Raw genomic sequence first — 17,454 nt, 5'->3', positions numbered from 1 at the left:
CGGATACCCTCGCTTTCGGGCAGCATGCGCACGGGGGGTCGTCGCGCACGCGTGCCTCACCTCGCCGAACCCGAGAGGCACCGTGACGACCCCGCTGATCCAGCGCCAACGCGCCGAGCGCCTGCGCGCCGCGCGTCACCGCCGTGCGGTCGGCTACTGGTGGGTGCTGATCGGGTGGCTGCTGTCGCTGTGGATCGGCACGTCGGTCGTGCCGCACGACTGGCTGCACGCACCGGCCCTGTTCGGCCACCTGGCATCCGTGATCGTAGGACTCGGGGCGGCGGTGCTGCTGGAGATGAGCGGACTGCTCTGGATGCTGCGCCGCACCTCTCTCGACGACCTCCGCCGCACGGAGCCCCCGGTGACCGCCCTGGCGTGGCTGGGCATCGCGGGCCTTCTCGCGACCGGTGCGTTCCTCCAGCCCGACCTCGCGCAGCCGCTCACCGCGATCAAGATGATCGCCGTTCTCGTCGCGGCGATGAACGGCGTGGCCATGACGAGGCTGACCGATCAACTCGACCGGCTGCCCGGCCGCGTGCGGTTCTCGGCGCTCCCCGCCAGGTTGCGGCTCTGGTGCATCTGGAGCGCGGTGGTGTCGCAGACTGCCTGGTGGACGGCCGTTCTGATCGGCATGCTGAACACCGCTTCACGGTGATCTCTCGGCGTCCTCTCCCTCGCCTCGCAACCTCACTCGGGTTAGGCTCTAGCCACACCGGGCTATCCGACCGGTGACCCCCCGCGCGGCCTCGCGGCCGCAACCAGCCCGAGGATGCCCATGCGCGATGGAACGCGCGGCGGCGAGGACGAGCCCGGACCCCGTCGGGGCCAGTCCCCGAACCCACCGACCGCACCCATGCCGTCGACATCTCCGTCGACCTCTTCTCCCACCTTCTCGACCCCCGCTGCCGCATCGAAGTCCGGGAAGCCGTCCGCGATCGACGAGCGCCGCGAGCGCCGCCGCAAGCGCCGCCGCCAGGCGATCATCGCAACGACGATCGTCGGCATCGTGGTGCTGGTCGGCTCGATCGGCACGGTGTCGTACGCGATCATCTCCAACCTCGCCGGCGCCGAGCAGCCGGCCGCCGACCCCGCTCCCGAGGCACCCGTGGTCGCCGAGCCGATCGTCTTCCCCGAGGACGAGCCGGCCGCAACCGCCGGAGCGGAGCCGTGCGCGACGGTCAACGTGCTGTCGTCGTTCGAGAACGCCGAGATGGTCGAAGGACTCGCGGCCGCGTACAACAGCCAGCCACGCAACGTGGCCGGCTCATGCGTGACGGTGACGACCAGCCGCGAGAAGTCGGGTGTGGCCGCTGCCGTCGTCGCGACCGGCTTCCCGAACCTCGCCGACGACCAGAAGCCCACGGTGTGGCTGCCCGACTCGTCGACGTGGGTCGACGTCGCGCAGGCCGCCGGCGCCACCAACCTTCGCGCAGAGGGCACGAGCGTCGCGGTCTCCGACATCGTGCTCGCCATGCCCGAGAACCTCGCGTCCGCGATCGGATGGGATGCCGAGGCGCCGACGTGGGCCGAGATCTTCACGTCGGCGGGCGACCCCGATCTCTGGAGCGGCCTCGGCCACCCCGAGTGGGGCGCGTTCAAGCTGGGCAAGACGAGCCCGCTCGTCGCGACGAGCGGCGAGGCCGCCATGTTCGCCTCCTACGGCACCGCCGCGGGATCGATGACGGACTTCACCGCCGCCCAGGTGCAGGACCCCGCCGTGCAGGCGGAGGTGCATGAGAACGAGAAGGCGACGAGCCACTACATGGCCACGCCCGAGCACTTCCTCTGGCACGCGCGCCAGGCCGAGGCATCCGGTTCCACCGCCGACTTCCTCTCGGCGGTCATCGTGGACGAGAAGTCGGTGTGGGACTACAACCGCGGCATCACGAGCCGCGACGGCATCACCCGCACGCAGGCCGACCCGCCGGCGGAGCAGCTCGTGCCGATCTACCCGGCCGACGGCTATTACACCGCCGACAATCCGGTCATGCGCCTCACGGGCGCGTGGATCGATCCGGTCGAGTCGGAGGCGGCGGCGGACTTCATCCGCTTCACGCACACCGCGCAGGGTCAGGCGGCTGTCCGCGCTGCCGGTTACCGCGACCTCAACCGCGACCTCGACGACGGCGTCCAGCAGGTCGGGCAGCTAGACGGCGACCAGGGCGGCACGCTCGCCTTCCCCGGCGCCGACGTCGTCACCGCCGTGCAGGCGTCGTTCCCCGACGTCCGCAAGCGCGCGAACGTGCTCTTCCTCCTCGACGTGTCGGGATCGATGGACGAGCCCATCTCTGCGAGCGACACGAAGCTCACCCAGGCCCGCAAGGCGATCGAGGCGGCCCTCGGCCACTTCACCAACGGCGACGACGTCGGCCTCGCGGCCTTCGCGCAGGCGCCGGACGGGGCCATGGTGCCGGGGCTCGTGTCTCCGGTCGCCGACATCGGCTCGTCGCGTGACGGCTTCCTCGGCGCGCTCGGCGGCCTCACCTCGATGGGCGACACCCCGCTCTATCAGGCGGTCGACACGTTCGCGGCGCAGCAGGCGGCGTCGTGGTCGAGCGACCACATCAACGCGATCGTGCTTCTCTCCGACGGCGAGAACGACGCCCCGAACGCGCCGACGATCAGCGCCGACCAGATGCTCGCGAACCTGAAGGACATGCACCACGCCACGCCGGTGCTCATCTTCACGCTGGCCTACGGGGCCGACGCCGACGTGGCGACGCTGCAGTCCATCTCGAGCGCGACCGGCGCCCACTACTACGACGCGACCGACCCGTCGAAGCTCGAGGCGGTGCTCGGCGACCTCGTCACCAGCTTCTGATTCCCTCCGCTCGCCTGTCACGATGTGCCGCTCGCCGCGGCACGTCGTGACAGGCGAGCGTCAGTTGGCGCCGGGCCAGGAGTCGGCGAGCTTCGTCAGCAGGCGGGCGAGCTCCGCGCGCTCCTCGTCGGTGAAGGCGGCGAGCGCCGAGTCGATCGCCTCGCGCCGCTCACCGCGGAATCCGCGCACCAGACGGGTTCCGGCATCCGTCAGCGCGACCCGCGTGCGGCGGGCGTCGTCGGGGTCCGCCTCGCGCCGCACCAGGTCGAGCTCGACGGACTGCTGCACGAGCCGCGACGCCCGGGGCTGATCGACGCCCACCGCGTCGGCGATCTCTCCGACCGAGAGCGGATGGGATGCTGCGGCCAGCGCCTCGAGCAGCCTCATGCGCGCGGGGCCGCCGAAGCGGCCGCCTCCTCCGGCCCACGGCGGTGCGCCGAAGCCGGGGCCCGGTCCCCCGCGACCCCACGGACCGCGGCCGCCGAAGCCGTGCATCGTGCCGTCGGCGTGGACGTGCTCCCCGCCATCGCCGCTGTGCCCATGCGGTCCGGCGTGCCCGTGCGCGTGCGGGCCCGCGCCATGCGGAGCGGCGCCCTCCATCCACGGCGGACGGGGGCCCCGTCGTCCGCGGAGGCGGGCGAGGGCGGCGGCGATCGCGTCGGAGGGGTCGTCGGGAGTGGACGGCATGCCCTCCAATTTACATGCGACTTGACATGGATCTGAAATACATGTCACACTGCATGTACATGCACTTCGACATGTATCACCCGGCGGCCCTCCGAGCCGCCCCCGAAAGGACTTCCCCATGAACGACATCAATGACAGCGAAGAGAACGAGACCCCCACCGAGAAGCGCCCGCTCGGCTACTGGCTGCGTGCGGTCGACGGCCTGCTGACGCGCGAGTTCGCGACGGCGCTCGAGGCCGAGGGCATGACGCGACGCGACTGGATGGCGCTCAACGTGCTGTCCGGCGACATCGACGCGCCCGAGTTCCGCGAGCGTCTCGCCCGCAAGGGCAAGCGCCTCCGCGGCCTCGAGGAGCGCGGCTGGGTCGAGGAGCAGGGCGACGGAACGTGGGTCCTGACCGACCTCGGCCGCTCCGAGAAGGAGCGCATCGGCGCGATCGTCGACGGACTCCGCGCCCGTGTGGTCGCCGCCGTCGGCGACGACGAGGCCTACGCAGCTCTGACCGGCTCGCTCGAGGCCATCGCCCGCGAGCTCGGCTGGGACGAGAACGCCACCGGCCGCGAGCGCGGTTTCGGCGGCTTCGGACGCCCCGGGTTCGGCCCCGGGTTCCGTCCGGACTTCGGCCCGGGCTTCGGCGGCTTCGGCCCCGGGTTCGGTCCTGGTCTCGGCGGGCGCCCGCGCCCGTTCGATCCCGACGTCCACGACGGCTACGGCCGCAACCGCCACCGCGGCTTCGCTCCCGGGCGTCCCGGCCACCCGGCTGAGCGCTTCGACGAGCCCCTGCGCGGTTACGGCGATGAGGGCTGCCACGGCCACCACCCGCACGCCGGCCACAGCCACCACGACCACGAGGGCCACGGTCACGGCCACCACGGCCACCAGGGTCGCGGAGGCCGGCGCACGCAGCAGGCGTACGAGCGCGGCTTCGACGCAGGGTTCTCCCGCGGCCGGGAGTCCGGCGCGGCCTGAGCCGCAGCATCCATCCCTCCGAAGGGTGGTCCCCGCACACGCTGGGACCACCCTTCGGCGTTTCCGCGTCGTCAACCGAGGTGCATCGCCGAGCTGAGGAGCCACGCACTGCTCTCGCTCCTCATCTCGGCGGAGATCCTCAATTGAGGATGCAAGGGTCATCGATACCGACGACGCCGTCACACGCGCGTCACACGCGCGGGGCACAATGGGCCACATGACCCGGCCCGCGCTCCTCGCCATCTCGCACGGCACGTCGTCGCCGGCGGGGCAGGCCGCGGTCGCCGCACTCGTCGACTTGGTCGCGCGGCGGCTGCCCGACGTCACCGTGCGGCTCGGGCACGTGGATGTGCAGCAGCCGGATGTCGCGGCATCCCTCGACGCGATCCCGGAGGGCACCCCCGTCGTCATCGTGCCGCTGCTCCTCTCGGCTGGGTACCACGTGCGGGTCGACCTCATCGAGCAGTCCGCGGGGCGCGACGGCGTGGTCATCGCTCCGGCGCTCGGCCCCGACCCGCGCCTCGTCGACGCGCTCCTCGCACGCCTGGGCCCCGTCGGCCCCGACGACGCCCTCGTGCTCGCGGTGGCCGGCTCGACCGATGACCGTGCGAACGAGGACTGCCGAGAGATCGGACGGATGCTGAGCGCCCGGCTCGACCGTGATGTCACGGTCGGCTTCCTCGCCGCCGCCGACCCCCGCGTCGACGTCGCCGTCGCAGACGCCGGAGCGCACGCCGAGCGCGTCGTCGTGGCCGACTATCTCCTCGCCCCGGGCTACTTCCACGACCTCGCCGTGCGGCTCGCGGCCGGAGCCCCGGTCGCGCCGCCGCTTCTCGGCGACGACGAGCCGCCGGCATCCCTTGTCGACATCGTGGTCGATCGCTACAACGAAGCCGCAAAGTAGTCGGACCGAGTCCACAAAGGCCTGCAGCCGCAACTGTGTGACGCCCCGTTACGTCGGTTAACGCCTCTTGACGCTCAGATAGGTCACACGCACGACCGCTTCTAGCCTCACGGAATGGACTCGATAGGGTCCCGCCCGGGGGACGCCCCGGGATTCACCCCGGAGGCCACCGTGACCATCAGCGACACCGAAGCGCGCGCAGCCGCAGAACGCCCGCGCGCGGCCGTGCGCCCGCCGCGCCCGTCGTCGAAGCCGAACGGCCAGTGGAAGGTCGACGGCACCACCCCGCTCAACGGCAACGAGGAGTGGAAGCAGGTCGACAACGGCCTGAGCGTGCGCGACCGCATCGAGAACATCTACTCGAAGGGCGGGTTCGCCTCGATCGACCCGACCGACCTGCACGGTCGCTTCCGCGTGTGGGGGCTCTACACGCAGCGCAAGCCCGGCATCGACGGCGGCCGCACCGCGACCCTGACCCCCGAAGAGCTCGAGGACGAGTACTTCATGATGCGCGTGCGCATCGACGGCGGCCAGCTCACCACCGAGCAGCTGCGCGTCATCGCCGGCATCTCGAACGACTTCGGCCGCGGCACCGCCGACATCACCGACCGCCAGAACATCCAGCTGCACTGGATCCGCGTCGAGGACGTGCCCGAGATCTGGCGCCGCCTCGAGGCGGTCGGCCTCGGCACCACCGAGGCGTGCGGCGACGTGCCCCGCGTCATCCTCGGCTCGCCTGTCGCCGGCATCTCGGCCGACGAGCTCATCGACCCGACGCCGCAGATCGACGAGATCACGTCGCGCTTCATCGGCGACGAGTCGCTCGCGAACCTGCCGCGCAAGTTCAAGTCGGCCATCACCGGCCACCCCAGCCAGGACGTCGTGCACGAGATCAACGACGTCGCGTTCGTCGCCGTCGAGCACCCCGAGCTCGGTATCGGCTACGACCTCTGGGTCGGCGGCGGCCTCTCGACCACCCCGCGCCTCGCGGAGCGTCTCGGCGTCTTCGTCGCGCCGGAGCGGGTGGCGGAGGCCTGGCACGGCGTCGCGCAGATCTTCCGCGACTACGGCTACCGGCGCCTGCGCAACAAGGCGCGCCTCAAGTTCCTGCTCGCGGAGTGGGGCGCCGAGAAGTTCCGCCACATCCTGCAGGACGAGTACCTCGGCTACGAGCTGCCCGACGGCCCCGCCGCGCCCAAGCCGCTCACGCAGGGCGACCACGTCGGCGTGCACAAGCAGAAGGACGGCCTCTCCTACATCGGCGCGACACCGATCGTCGGCCGCGTCTCGGGCCCGACTCTCGCCAAGCTCGCCGACCTCCTCGAGGCCCACGGCTCGACGCGCCTGCGCACGACGCCCCACCAGAAGCTCGTCTTCCTCGACATCCCCGAGGAGAACGTCGAGCCGTTCATCGCCGGCCTCGACGAGCTCGGACTGTCGGCACGGCCGAGCCTCATCCGCCGCGGCACGATCGCGTGCACGGGCATCGAGTTCTGCAAGCTCGCGATCGTCGAGACCAAGGCGTACGCGACGGCGGCGGTGCTCGACCTCGAGAAGCGTCTCGAGCAGTTCGAGCTGCCGCATCCGATCTCGCTCCACGTCAACGGCTGCCCCAACTCCTGCGCGCGGATCCAGACCGCCGACATCGGCCTCAAGGGACAGCTGGTCACCATCGACGGCGAGCAGGTGCCGGGCTACCAGGTGCACCTCGGCGGCGGGCTCGTGAACGCCGATCGCGACGACGCCGGCCTCGGCCGCACCGTGCGAGGCCTGAAGGTCGCCGCCGACGGGATCGCCGACTACACCGAGCGCGTGGTCAAGCGGTTCCTCACCGAGCGCGACGTCGAGACCGACGAGACGTTCGCCCAGTGGGCGCACCGCGCCGATGAGGAGGCCCTCCAGTGACCGTCTCCCTCGCCCCCCGCGTCGCCGTCAAGCGCACCCGCGAAGAGCTGCAGGCTCTCGCCGAGCAGGGAAACCTCGAACTCGGCAGCCTCACCGATCACGAGGCATCCGCTGCCGAAGTGGTCGCGTGGGTCGCGCGCAATTTCGGGACGGATGCTGCCGCCGTCGCCTGCTCGATGGCCGACGCCGCCCTCCCCCACCTCGTGGCGGAGCAGCTGCCCGGCGTCGATGTCCTCTTCCTCGACACCGGCTACCACTTCACGGAGACGTACGCGACGCGCGACGAGGTGCAGCGCGCGCTCGATGTGCGGATCGTCGACATCACCCCCGATCAGACGGTCGCCGAGCAGGATGCCGAGTTCGGCGCGAAGCTCTTCGAGCGCGACCCCGGCCTGTGCTGCGCGCGCCGCAAGGTCGCGCCCCTGCAGGACGCGCTCGGCGGGTACGAGCTGTGGTTCACGGGGGTGCGCCGCGACGAAGCGCCGACCCGCACGAACACGCCGCTGGTGACGTGGGACGAGCGCAACGGGCTCGTCAAGGTGAACCCCGTCGCGGCGTGGAGCTTCGACGACGTGCTCGAGTACGCCGCCGCGCACAAGGCTCCGGTGAACCTGCTCGTCGGGTTCGGCTACCCCTCGATCGGCTGCGAGCCGTGCACGAAGCCGGTCGCGCCCGGCGAAGACCCCCGATCCGGCCGCTGGGCCGGCTCGGCCAAGACCGAATGCGGGCTCCACGAATGACCGGAACGATCGCCGCCCCCACCGCGCTCTCGACCCTCGACCTGCTCGAAGCCGAGGCCATCCACGTCATCCGCGAGGTCGTCGCCGAGTTCGAGCGGCCCGTGCTGCTGTTCTCCGGCGGCAAGGACTCGGTCGTCGTGCTCCACCTCGCGACGAAGGCGTTCGCGCCCGGCAAGGTGCCCTTCCCCGTGCTGCACGTCGACACCGGCCACAACTTCCCCGAGGTGATCGCCTTCCGCGACGAGACGGTCGAGCGGCTCGGCATCCGTCTCGAGGTCGCGAGCGTGCAGGACTACATCGACGACGGCCGCCTGCAGGAGCGCGCCGACGGCACCCGCAACCCGCTGCAGACGCTGCCGCTGCTCGACGCGATCGCCGCCGGCCGCCACGACGCCGTCTTCGGCGGCGCCCGTCGCGACGAGGACAAGGCCCGCGCCAAGGAGCGCATCATCTCGCTGCGCGACGAGTTCGGCCAGTGGGACCCGCGCAACCAGCGCCCGGAGCTCTGGAGCCTGTACAACGGCCGCCACACGCCCGGTCAGCACGTGCGCGCGTTCCCGATCTCGAACTGGACCGAGCTCGACGTCTGGCGCTACATCGAGCGCGAGGGCATCGCGCTGCCGCCGCTGTACTTCGCGCACGAGCGCGACGTGTACGCCCGCGACGGCATGTGGCGGCCCGTCGGCCCGTTCTCGCCGCCGCGCGAGAACGAGACCGTCGAGCGCCGCACGGTGCGCTACCGCACGGTCGGCGACATGAGCTGCACCGGAGCGGTGGAATCGGATGCTGCGGACCTCGCCGCGATCGTCGCCGAGGTGGGCATCTCCACCATCACCGAGCGCGGCGCGACGCGCGCCGACGACCGCCTCAGCGAGGCGGCCATGGAAGACCGCAAGAAGGACGGGTACTTCTGATGACCGCGACCCTCACCGCCCAGCCCACGCTGTTCCGGTTCGCCACGGCGGGCTCGGTCGACGACGGCAAGTCGACGCTCGTCGGCCGTCTGCTGCACGACTCGAAGGCGATCCTCGCCGACCAGCTCGAGCAGGTCGCCCGCACGTCGGCCGACCGCGGCTTCGCGCACGGCGCGTTCGACTTCGCCCTGCTCACCGACGGCCTGCGCGCCGAGCGCGAGCAGGGCATCACGATCGACGTCGCCTACCGCTACTTCTCCACGGGCGCGCGGTCGTTCATCCTCGCCGACTGCCCCGGGCACGTGCAGTACACGCGCAACATGGTCACCGGCGCGACGACGGCTGACGCCGTGATCGTGCTCGTCGACGGCCGCAAGGGCGTGCTCGAGCAGACGAAGCGGCACCTCGCCGTGGTCGCCCTGCTGCGCGTTCCCCACGTCATCGTCGCGGTCAACAAGATCGACCTCGTCGGCTTCTCGCAGGAGACGTTCGCCGAGGTCGCCGCCCAGGCCGAGGCCGTGGCCACCGAGCTCGGCATCGAGGATCTGCACGTCATCCCGGTGTCGGCTCTCGAGGGCGACAACATCGTCGACCGCTCGGAGCGCACGCCCTGGTACGAGGGCCCGGCGCTGCTCGAACTGCTCGAGACCCTTCCCGCCGCCGATGACACCGAGCGGGAGCTCGAGCCGTTCCGCCTCCCGGTGCAGCTCGTGCTGCGCCCGCAGGGCGGCCTCGCCCCCGGCATCGACCCCGCCGAGGCGGAGCGCCTGCGCGACTACCGCGCCGTCGCCGGCCGCATCTCCAGCGGCGTGGTGCGCGTGGGCGACCGGGTCGAGATCTTCCCTGGCGGCTCGGCGACCACGGTGACCGGCATCCGTGCCGCCGGCGCCGAGGTCGAGGAGGCGACGGCCCCGCAGTCCGTCTCCCTCGAGTTCGACCGCGACATCGACACCGCGCGCGGTGCGCTGGTCGTCGCCGCCGGCACCGTTCCGGCGGGTCGCCGCGAGTTCGATGCCGAACTGTTCCAGCTCGACGCGCGGGCGCTGACCCCCGGCATCCGTGTCCTCGTCAAGCACGGCACGGCGACCGTGCAGGCCATCGTCGCGCAGATCGAGTCGCGCTACGACCTCGACGCGCTCACGCACGGGCCGGCGCAGACGCTCGAGACCAACGACATCGGTCGTGTGCGGCTGCGCCTGGCGGCCGACCTGCCGCTCGAGCCGTATGCCACCAGCCGCCACGGGGGCTCGTTCCTCGTGATCCATCCGTCCGACGGCGCCACGCTCGCCGCCGGCATCGTGCGCGACTGACCCGTCGCGCACAACCCACCACTGAGCAACACCGAATCTAAGGAGGCGACACCGTGAACAAAATCCGCACTGCGACAGCACTCACAACCCTGGGACTCGTGGCGGCCATGATGGCCGGCTGCGCCTCCGCTGCAGCATCACCGAGCGAGACCTCCGCCGGCGACGCCAGGCCCTCGGTCGACGAGCTGCGCCTGGGCTACTTCGCCAACGTGACGCACGCGCCGGCGTTGGTGGGACTGGAGGAAGGCCTCTTTCAGGACGCCGTCGGCGACGACGTCACGATCACCACGCAGGTCTTCAACGCCGGCCCCGCCGCCATCGAGGCCCTCACCGCCGGCGCGATCGACGCGACCTACATCGGCCCGAACCCGTCGATCAACACCTTCATCCAGTCCGGCGGCGAGTCGGCGCGCATCATCGCCGGCGCCGCCACCGGCGGTGCGGCACTGGTCGTGCGCGACGGCATCGACGATCCCGCCGACCTCGAAGGCACCACGATCGCGACGCCGCAGCTGGGCAACACGCAGGACGTCGCGGCCCGGGTGTGGCTGGCCGACCAGGGCTTCGAGACCGACACGTCGGGTGGCGGCGACGTGCAGATCACGCCGACCGAGAACGCGCAGACCTTGACGCTGTTCCAGGACGGTCAGCTCGACGGCGCCTGGCTGCCCGAACCGTGGGTGTCGCGGCTGGTCATCGACGCCGGTGCGCACGTGCTGCAGGACGAGGCCGACCTGTGGGAGGACGGCGAGTTCCCCACGACCGTGCTGCTGGTGCGCAAGGAGTTCCTCGACGAGCACCCCGATGTCGTCGCGGACCTGCTGAAGGGCCACGAGGCCGCCGTCACGTGGATCGCCGACAACGCCGACGAGGCGCCGGCCGTCATCAACGACGCGATCGAGAAGGAGACCGGCAAGCCGCTCGCGGACGCCGTCATCCAGCGCGCGCTCGAGCACGTGACGTTCTCGGTCGACCCGCACGCCGACACGTTCGAGACCCTGGTCGACAACGGCATCCAGGCAGGCACCCAGAAGGACGGCTCGATCGAGGGCCTGTTCGATCTGCGCCTGCTCAACAAGCAGCTCGAAGCCGAGGGCGAAGAGCCCATCTCGGCGGCAGGGCTCGGCGAGGACTGAACATGAGCACCGCTCCCGCTTCCGCCTCCGGGTCCGCGCACGCGGGCCCGGAGGCGGGCGCGCCCGCTCCGGCGGGCACGAACAAGCCCCTCGCGCCGAGCTTCGACAGCGTGACGCCGGTGCCCGTCGCGGCGCCCGCGCCCCCACCAGCGGTGCGCATCGACGGCGTCTCCAAGCGCTTCGGCGCCGGGCCGGTCGTGCTCGAGGACGTGTCGCTCGACATCGCGCCGGGCGAGTTCGTGTGCCTTCTGGGTGCGTCGGGATGCGGTAAGTCCACCCTGCTCAACCTCATCGCGGGCCTCGACCGGCCCACCGCGGGGCGCATCGAGACTCCCGACGAGGGCTCTGCGGTCATGTTCCAGGAGTCGGCGCTCATGCCGTGGCTCACGGCCCGCCGCAACGTCGAGCTGGCCCTGCGTCTGCGTGGCGTCCCGCGGGGCGAGCGTCGTGAGAAGGCGCTGTCTCTCCTCGATGCGGTGAACCTCGCGGATGCCGCGGAGAAGCGTCCCCACGAGCTCTCGGGCGGCATGCGGCAGCGCGTCGCGCTCGCCCGTGCGCTCGCTCAGGACCGCCCCGTCCTCCTGATGGACGAGCCGTTCGCAGCGCTCGACGCCATCACCCGCGACCTCCTCCACGAGGAGCTCGAGCGCGTGTGGCGTGCCACCGGACGCACCATCGTGTTCGTGACGCACAACGTCCGCGAGGCCGCCCGCCTCGGTCAGCGAGTGGTGCTGATGGGCAGCCGCCCTGGCCGCATCGTGCAGCAGTGGCAGATCGCGAAGACCACGGGCCGTCGTATCGAGTCCCCCGAGGTCGCCGCCCTCTCGGTGGAGATCACCGAGCAGCTGCGCAAGGAGATCCGCCGAAATGCCGCATGACACCACCGCGACCATCGCGCGCGACGCCATCGACCCGAACTCGGTGCTGCCCGACGATCTCCGCAGCCTCTCCACCGGTCTCGACCGCCTGCAGACCGACGCCGAGCGCGGCCCGAGCCGCTGGCGTCGTTTCGCCCAGAGCGTCGTGCCGCCCGTCGTCTTCGTGATCCTCCTGATCGTCGCGTGGCAGCTTTACGTCGTGATCGCGGAGCCTCGGCCCGACAAGGTGCCCAGCCCCGCCGATGTGTGGAGCGCACTCGGCCTCGCGTGGGACACCGGCCGGCTGCAGGAGGCGGTCGCGACGAGCCTCGAGCGCGGCGTGGTCGGCTTCCTCATCGCGATCGTCGTCGGCACGCCCGTCGGCCTGCTGCTGGCCGAGGTGCGCCCGATCCGCCGCGCCGTGGGCCCGATCATCTCGGGTCTGCAGGTGCTGCCTTCCGTCGCGTGGGTGCCCGCCGCCATCATCTGGTTCGGCCTGTCGGACGCCACCGTGTACTTCGTCATCCTCATGGGCGCCATCCCGTCCATCGTCAACGGCCTCATCGCCGGCATCGACCAGGTGCCCCCACAGCTGCGACGGGTCGGCACGGTGCTGGGCGCCTCGCGGTGGCAGCTGGCGACGTCGGTGATCCTCCCCGCTGCACTGCCGGGATACCTCGCCGGCCTGAAGCAGGGCTGGGCGTTCTCCTGGCGCTCGCTCATGGCGGCCGAGATCATCGCGACGGGCGGCTCCATCGGCTTCGGCCTCGGCTCGATGCTGCAGCAGTCGCGCGAGCTGGCCGACCTCGCCGGCGTGCTCGCGACGATCATCCTCATCCTCGCGATCGGCATCCTCATCGAGCTCGTCTTCTTCGGACCTCTGGAGCGACGGATGCTGAAGCGCCGGGGCCTGCTCATCTCGGGAGGTTCGCGATGACCGCCGCGGGCAAAGTCTGGCTCGTGGGGGCCGGCCCCGGTGACGCGGGCCTGCTCACCGTGAAGGGCCTCCGCGCCCTCGAGGCGGCCGACGTCATCGTCGCCGACCGGCTCGGCGCGCGCGCCGTGCTCGACGGCCTCAAGGCCGACGGGGTGGAACTGCGCGCCGAGGTCGTCGACGTGGGCAAGCGCCCCGGTCACCACGCCGTGCCGCAGGACGCCATCAACGCGCTGCTCGTGCACCTCGGCCAGGAGGGCAAGACGGTCGTCCGCCTCAAGGGCGGCGACCCGTACGTCTTCGGCCGCGGCGGCGAGGAGCTCCACGCCTGCCAGGAGGCCGGCGTCCCCGTCGAGGTCGTGCCCGGCATCACCAGCGCCATCTCGGTGCCCGCGATCGCCGGCATCCCGCTCACCCATCGCGGCGTCGCGACGGCCTTCACCGTCGCCACCGCGCACGACCAGATCGTCGCCCTCGGCGGCGGCCGCGACCACACCGTCGTGCTGCTCATGGGCATCGGCACCCTGGCGAACTCCGCGATCACGCTGGCCCGCGGCGAGCGCGGTGCGGACTGCCCCGTCGCCGTCGTGGAGGACGGGTACGGACCCCGCCAGCGGGTCACCGTCGGCACACTCTCGACCATCGCGCACCAGGCCGCGGAACGAGGCATCCGTTCCCCCGCCGTCGTGGTCGTCGGCGACGTCGTCCGGCTCAGCCCGTACGCGCCCGCCGAACTCGCGACCCTCGATCTCTCCCAGTACGACCCGCTCGCGCCCGAGCGCCTCCGAAAGGCCCCCACGCAGTGACTTCCTCGAGCCTCCAGAACCTCCGCGTCGCGATCGTCGGCGCCGGTCCCGCCGGCATCTACGCGGGCAACATCCTCACCAACTCGGTCGTCGAGGCCGGCGGCACCGTCGCCATCGACCTGTTCGAGTCGCTCCCCGCGCCCTACGGACTGATCCGCTACGGCGTCGCGCCCGATCACCCCCGCATCAAGGGCATCGTCAACTCGCTGCACGAGATGCTCGATGCCGGCACCACGCGCTTCATCGGCAACGTCGAGGTCGGCCGCGACATCTCGATCGACGAGCTGCAGGAGCGCTACGACGCCGTGATCCTCGCCACCGGCGCGATCCGCGACGCCGCGCTCGACATCCCGGGCATCGATCTCGAGGGCTCGTACGGCGCCGCCGACTTCGTCGCGTGGTTCGACGGGCACCCGGACGTCCCCACCGAGTGGACGCTCGACCAGCGCGAGGTCGCCGTCATCGGCAACGGCAACGTCGCGCTCGACGTCGCCCGGGTGCTCGCCAAGCACGCCGTGGACCTGCGTTCGACCGAGATCGCCGACAACGTGCTCGCCGGGCTCGAGGCCTCGGCCGTCACCGACGTGCACGTCTTCGGCCGCCGCGGTCCCGCCGACATCAAGTTCACGCCGATCGAGCTGCGCGAGCTCGGCGAGGTGCCGAACGTCGACATCGTCGTGCACGACGAGGACTTCGCCTACCTCGAGGGCCTCGTGCCGTCGAACAACCAGCTCAAGGTCATGCTCCGCATCCTCCAGAGCTGGCGCACGCGCGAGTCGACCGGCGCGAGCCGGCGCCTGCACCTGCACTTCTACCACTCCCCCGTCGCGGTGCTCGGCGACGGCAAGGTCGAAGCCATCCGCTTCGAGCGCACCGAGCCGACGGGAGAGGGCAGCGCCGTCCGCGGCACCGGCGAGTTCCGCGAGATCGCGGTGCAGCAGGTCTATCGCGCCGTCGGCTACTACGGCACGCCGGTCATCGACGCGCCGTTCGACGAGAAGGCCGGCGTCGTCTCGAACGTCGAAGGACGTGTGAAGGATGCTGCGGTGACGGGTGACGCGGAGGCCCCCGTGATCGCCGGGCTCTACGCGACGGGCTGGATCAAGCGCGGACCGGTCGGCCTCATCGGCCACACGAAGTCGGACGCGATGGAGACCATCGCGCACCTCGTGGCGGACGTCGCGGCCGGCCGCCTCGGCGCTCCGACGGTGGACGGAGACGTGCTCGACGTGCTGGAGGAGCGCGACGTCGCCTTCACGACGTGGGACGGCTGGCTCGCCCTCGACGCGCACGAGCGCGAGCTGGGCGCGAACCACCTCCACACGCGCGAGCGCGTCAAGGTCGTGCCGCGCGACGAGCAGGTCGCGATCTCGCGCGGAGCGCTCGTCCCGTGACCTATGTGATCGCCCTGCCGTGCGTGGATGTGAAGGACCGCGCCTGCATCGACGAGTGCCCGGTGGACTGCATCTACGAGGGTGAGCGGTCGCTGTACATCCACCCCGACGAGTGCGTGGACTGCGGCGCCTGCGAGCCGGTGTGCCCGGTCGAGGCGATCTACTACGAGGACGACCTGCCGGAGGAATGGCAGGACTACTACACCGCGAACGTCGAGTTCTTCGACGACATCGGGTCGCCCGGCGGTGCGGCCAAGACCGGCGTCATCGCGAAGGATCACCCCGTCATCGCGGCGCTTCCTCCCCAAGGAGACGGCCATGACTGATCCCACTCCTCCCGCACCCTCGACCGAGGTCGACGTCGTCATCGTCGGCGGGGGCCCTGCCGGGCTGTCGGCGGCGCTCAACCTCGGACGCGCCCGTGCGTCCGTCGTCCTCATCGACGCCGGTCGTCCGCGCAACGCCGCGACCCTGCGCTCGCACGGCTTCCTCACGCGCGACGGGGTTCCGCCGCTCGAGCTGCGCAAGCTCGCACGCGCCGAGCTCGCCGCCTACCCCAACGTGCAGGTGTTCGACCGGACCGTGGTGACCGCGCTGCAGGAGCGCGACTGCGGCGAGGGCCTCCGCTTCCTCGCGGCGCTCCAGGGCCGGGGCGCCGGCATCCCGCCCGCCGTCGCCGCGCGCTCGGTGCTCGTCGCGACAGGCCTGCGCGAGACGCTCCCGGCCATCCCGAGCCTGCGCGCGTTCTACGGCATGACCCTCTTCAGCTGCGCTGCGTGCGACGCGTGGGAACTCCAGGACCGGCCGCTCGCCCTCATCGGCGAGACCCGCGACCTCGCCGCGCGTGCCCGGCTCATCGCCCGCTGGACCGACCGGCTCACGGTCTTCACCAATGGCACCGACGCCGTCGACACGGTCGAAGAGGCCGAGCTCGCAGCATCCGGGATCATCGTCGAACGACGGGTGATCGACGACCTCGAAGGCGACCGCGGCACCGTGACAGCAGTACGCCTCGTCGACGGCGCGCGCGTCGAGATCGACGGCGGGTTCGTGCGCCCGCAGTGGCATCCCGCGCTCGACTTCGTCGGCAGCATCGACCTCGAGCGCGACGGGTTCGGCAACGTGGTGACCGATCGTTCCGGACGCACGTCGGTGCCGGGGCTGTATGCGGCAGGGGATGCTGCGTCCCCCGGTCCGCAGCAGCTCATCGTCGCCGCGGGCCAGGGTGCGCGGGCGGCCGCCGTGCTCGTGCACGATCTCGTCGGGGTGCGCACCGCCCACTGAGCCGATGCGCGCTTCCGAGGCGCGCGCTGCGGGATGTTCACCGATCGGACACCTGCCCGTTCGGTTCCCGGACGCCGAGGTCGACGATGATGTCGCCGATGTCCGACGACCTGACCGACGACGCCGCGGGCGAACTGAAGGCGCTGCGGCTGCGCGCCTACGGACCGGATGCCGACATCGACGGCGATCCGCAGGCGCTGAGCCGGCTCCGCGAGCTCGAAGCGCGAGCCGTCGGCGCGGAAGAGGCTGACGTCCCGCTGGTGGCAGCGGCCGCGCCTCCGGCCACAGGGCGGGACGAACCGACCGCCACCGTGCCGGTCGTGCCGGTCCCGTGGTGGGAGCGGCACCGCGCGCTCCTGTGGGGCGGATCGCTGCTGATCGCCGCGCTTCTCGGGGCGGGTGTCGCGTCGGTGCAGCTGCCGCAGGGCCGGGAGCAGGTCGCCGATCTCGGCGAGGACGCGGACGGGCTCTGGCCGGAGCAGATGTGGGGGGCGCGGCCGCCGGACGGCGTCACGTTCGACGAGTACCTCGGTCTGACCGCGATCGCCTCGGCCCGCGACTTCGGCAACGGCACCAACAGCACCTGCCTGTGGGTGTACGACTCGGCTTCGGTCAACTTCGGCCTGTCGGCCGGGTCGTGCGCCACCGGGTCGGGTCCCTCGTCGACGACGATCGTCGTCACCCCGCAGGCACCTCCGGCTCTGCTCGACGAGTTCCCCGAAGGCACCACGCTGCAGTTCGTCCGCGACGGTGACCGGGTGATCGTCTACGCCCAGCGACCGTAGGAGCGAG

General features: G+C 71.6%; 17 protein-coding genes. 16 read left to right on the top strand and 1 reads right to left on the bottom strand.

Annotated features, from left to right (window positions below; translation table 11 throughout):
* Positions 1 to 82: 82 nt before the first annotated feature.
* Positions 83 to 655 (top strand): hypothetical protein, encoded by a 573-nt coding sequence (locus ACFC1K_RS03040; protein WP_310286600.1) that lies wholly within the window; start codon positions 83 to 85, stop codon positions 653 to 655.
* A gap of 120 nt (positions 656 to 775) precedes the next feature.
* Positions 776 to 2,821 carry a substrate-binding domain-containing protein gene (locus ACFC1K_RS03035; protein WP_375870373.1) on the top strand — a complete coding sequence of 682 codons (2,046 nt, stop codon included), beginning with the start codon at positions 776 to 778 and terminating at the stop codon, positions 2,819 to 2,821.
* Positions 2,822 to 2,881: 60 nt separating this feature from the next.
* Here ACFC1K_RS03035 and ACFC1K_RS03030 read toward each other — a convergent pair whose 3' ends face one another.
* Positions 2,882 to 3,508 carry a MarR family winged helix-turn-helix transcriptional regulator gene (locus ACFC1K_RS03030; RefSeq protein WP_375870372.1) on the bottom strand — a complete coding sequence of 209 codons (627 nt, stop codon included), beginning with the start codon at positions 3,506 to 3,508 and terminating at the stop codon, positions 2,882 to 2,884.
* Positions 3,509 to 3,626: 118 nt separating this feature from the next.
* On the opposite strand from ACFC1K_RS03030, the gene ACFC1K_RS03025 reads away from it, so the two are divergent.
* From ACFC1K_RS03025 to ACFC1K_RS02960, 14 genes are all read left to right on the top strand, one after another.
* A complete protein-coding gene (locus ACFC1K_RS03025) occupies positions 3,627 to 4,478 on the top strand; it encodes a MarR family winged helix-turn-helix transcriptional regulator (RefSeq protein ID WP_375870371.1) in 852 nt (283 codons plus the stop codon).
* A 217-nt stretch (positions 4,479 to 4,695) separates the two neighbouring features.
* Positions 4,696 to 5,382, top strand: a complete 687-nt coding sequence (locus ACFC1K_RS03020) for a sirohydrochlorin chelatase (RefSeq protein ID WP_375870370.1) — start codon at positions 4,696 to 4,698, stop codon at positions 5,380 to 5,382.
* 177 nt (positions 5,383 to 5,559) lie between these two features.
* The gene (locus ACFC1K_RS03015) at positions 5,560 to 7,287 is read left to right on the top strand and encodes a nitrite/sulfite reductase (RefSeq protein ID WP_375871146.1); all 1,728 of its coding nucleotides are present in this window, start codon (positions 5,560 to 5,562) and stop codon (positions 7,285 to 7,287) included.
* Positions 7,284 to 8,027 carry a phosphoadenylyl-sulfate reductase gene (locus tag ACFC1K_RS03010; RefSeq protein WP_310286608.1) on the top strand — a complete coding sequence of 248 codons (744 nt, stop codon included), beginning with the start codon at positions 7,284 to 7,286 and terminating at the stop codon, positions 8,025 to 8,027. Before ACFC1K_RS03015 ends, ACFC1K_RS03010 begins: the two co-directional genes overlap by 4 nt.
* A complete protein-coding gene (cysD, locus tag ACFC1K_RS03005; RefSeq protein WP_235560106.1) occupies positions 8,024 to 8,941 on the top strand; it encodes a sulfate adenylyltransferase subunit CysD in 918 nt (305 codons plus the stop codon). Before ACFC1K_RS03010 ends, cysD begins: the two co-directional genes overlap by 4 nt.
* Positions 8,941 to 10,251 (top strand): sulfate adenylyltransferase subunit 1, encoded by a 1,311-nt coding sequence (locus tag ACFC1K_RS03000; protein WP_375870369.1) that lies wholly within the window; start codon positions 8,941 to 8,943, stop codon positions 10,249 to 10,251. Before cysD ends, ACFC1K_RS03000 begins: the two co-directional genes overlap by 1 nt.
* Positions 10,252 to 10,304: 53 nt before the next feature.
* The gene (locus tag ACFC1K_RS02995) at positions 10,305 to 11,387 is read left to right on the top strand and encodes an ABC transporter substrate-binding protein (RefSeq protein ID WP_375870368.1); all 1,083 of its coding nucleotides are present in this window, start codon (positions 10,305 to 10,307) and stop codon (positions 11,385 to 11,387) included.
* Between the two features lie 2 nt (positions 11,388 to 11,389).
* Positions 11,390 to 12,265: an ABC transporter ATP-binding protein gene (locus ACFC1K_RS02990; protein WP_310286614.1), complete on the top strand. Its 876-nt coding sequence runs from the start codon at positions 11,390 to 11,392 to the stop codon at positions 12,263 to 12,265.
* Complete coding sequence (locus ACFC1K_RS02985) at positions 12,255 to 13,181, top strand: ABC transporter permease (protein WP_375870367.1); 927 nt, start codon at positions 12,255 to 12,257, stop codon at positions 13,179 to 13,181. Before ACFC1K_RS02990 ends, ACFC1K_RS02985 begins: the two co-directional genes overlap by 11 nt.
* The gene (gene cobA / locus ACFC1K_RS02980) at positions 13,178 to 13,984 is read left to right on the top strand and encodes a uroporphyrinogen-III C-methyltransferase (protein ID WP_375870366.1); all 807 of its coding nucleotides are present in this window, start codon (positions 13,178 to 13,180) and stop codon (positions 13,982 to 13,984) included. Before ACFC1K_RS02985 ends, cobA begins: the two co-directional genes overlap by 4 nt.
* On the top strand, positions 13,981 to 15,378 hold the full coding sequence (locus ACFC1K_RS02975; protein ID WP_375870365.1) for an FAD-dependent oxidoreductase: 1,398 nt from the start codon (positions 13,981 to 13,983) through the stop codon (positions 15,376 to 15,378). The genes cobA and ACFC1K_RS02975 overlap by 4 nt, the downstream gene beginning before the upstream one ends.
* Entirely contained in the window at positions 15,375 to 15,704 is a 330-nt protein-coding gene (gene fdxA / locus ACFC1K_RS02970) for a ferredoxin (protein ID WP_045299416.1), read from the top strand. Before ACFC1K_RS02975 ends, fdxA begins: the two co-directional genes overlap by 4 nt.
* Positions 15,697 to 16,662, top strand: coding sequence for an NAD(P)/FAD-dependent oxidoreductase (locus ACFC1K_RS02965; protein ID WP_375870364.1), 966 nt, complete (start codon positions 15,697 to 15,699; stop codon positions 16,660 to 16,662). The genes fdxA and ACFC1K_RS02965 overlap by 8 nt, the downstream gene beginning before the upstream one ends.
* Positions 16,663 to 16,760: 98 nt before the next feature.
* Entirely contained in the window at positions 16,761 to 17,447 is a 687-nt protein-coding gene (locus tag ACFC1K_RS02960; protein ID WP_375870363.1) for a hypothetical protein, read from the top strand.
* The last annotated feature ends 7 nt before the right edge of the window (positions 17,448 to 17,454 follow it).

It is taken from the genome of Microbacterium sp. NPDC056057 (genome assembly GCF_042266945.1).
GTDB classification, from domain to species: Bacteria; Actinomycetota; Actinomycetes; order Actinomycetales; family Microbacteriaceae; genus Microbacterium; species Microbacterium trichothecenolyticum_C.
This window is presented reverse-complemented; position numbering and strand designations above follow the sequence as displayed.